The sequence below is a fragment of the Nonomuraea lactucae genome, from assembly GCF_003313395.1.
GTDB lineage: Bacteria > Actinomycetota > Actinomycetes > Streptosporangiales > Streptosporangiaceae > Nonomuraea > Nonomuraea lactucae.
On record NZ_QNFZ01000533.1, the window covers coordinates 1 to 1,564 of the forward strand.

At 66.9% G+C, this 1,564-nt stretch carries 1 protein-coding gene; it reads right to left on the minus strand.

The features are described from left to right. Positions 1-58: 58 nt before the first annotated feature. Positions 59-1,327, minus strand: a complete 1,269-nt coding sequence (locus DQW85_RS23320; RefSeq protein WP_113702232.1) for an IS110 family RNA-guided transposase — start codon at positions 1,325-1,327, stop codon at positions 59-61. Between the last annotated feature and the right edge of the window lie 237 nt (positions 1,328-1,564).

Sequence of the window (1,564 nt, forward strand, 5' to 3'; positions counted from 1 at the left end):
GACGGCAGCCAACCCCGGCGGACGACGGTGCGTCGGGGTGGGTGATCAGCTCAATTGGTCAGGCGGCCGGTTCCAGAGTGACCCGGTAGCCCAGGGCTTCAAGCTCGCGGATGTGCTTGCGTTTCTTGCGTTCGGTGCCTACGCGCCGGTCGTAGAAGTCGGCGCCCAGGTCGATGAAGTGGCTGTCGGGGTCGGACAGCAGGTGCCAGATGATCGTCAGGATGGAGCGGCCGACGGCCACGACGGCGCGTTTGGTACCGCGTCGGCGGGCGATGCGCCGGTAGCGCTCGCCCAGGAAGGTGTTGCTGCGGCCGGCCACCACGGCGGCCTCGCCCAGCACCCGGGCAAGGTAGGGGTTGCCGTGGCCGGTTGCGCCCCGGCCCTTCTTCTTGCCCGCCGACTCCTTCACCCCGGGAGCGAAACGAGCCCAGGAGGCCAGGTGCCCCGGAGTGGGGAAACGACTCATGTCCAGCCCGATCTCGGCGATGATGGCGTGTGCTCCGGTGATGCCGATGCCGGGGATGTCATCCAGCCGTGCCAACGCGTCGGCGAAAGGGGCCATTGACTCCTCGATCGCCTTATCGACCTCGGCGATGTCGCTATTCAGCTGATCCACCCGTGTCAGCATCTTTCCCAGCAGGAAGGCGTGGTGGCGGGTGAAGTGGCCGGTGAACGCCTCCTCCAACGCGCTGATCTTGCGGCGCAGCGTGGATCGGGCCAGTTGGGCCAGCGCTTTGGGGTTGCGTTCCCCAGCTACCAGGGCGTCCATCATCGCCCGTCCCGAGACGCCGAAGATGTCGGAGGCGACCACGGACAGCTTGATCTGCGCGTCCTCCAACAGCTTCTCCGCGCGCTGCTTCTCGGCGGTGCGCGCGGCGATCAGATCGACGCGGTAGCGGGTCAGATCCCGCACGTGGCGGATCTCGGCGGGTGGGACGAAGCTAGGGCGCAGCATCTGCCGTTCGGCGACCTTGCACAGCCACACCGCGTCCAGCCGGTCTGTTTTCGGCCGTCCGGGCAGGTGCTTGACGTCGCGGGCGTTGACCAGCCAGGTCTCCAAACCGGCCGCCTCCAGCAGGTAGAAGACCGGCTTCCAGTAGTCGGAGGTGGCCTCCATCACCACCCGGTCCACTCCCAGGCAGCGCAGATGGTCAGCCAGCGCCAGGATCGACCTGGTCATCGTCGAGTACGTCCCGACCTCCTGCAGCCGCCTTCCACTGCGCGCTTCGTCCGGCACCCGGACACAGCACACCAGCGACGCTTTGCCGATGTCCAGCGCCGCGACACGTTCGATGATCTCCTCGCTGTCCTTGGCTTCCTCGAGCATGCGAGCCTCCTACCGACTCCGGTCCTGCACCCTGCACGGGCTGCCCGCAAGAGCCGCAAGGGGACGAGCGAATCTAATCCGCGTGCTCGAAGCACAGTGAAGGGCCCATGGCGCGGCTCCCGGCGTCCGACTAACCCACGACCTCGACCAGACCAAAGAAGAGACGACGTCGGCGGGCAACCACCCCGATTTTCAGCCCAGAACGGGCCTGCCGTCAGGCAGACCGAAGACTAACCC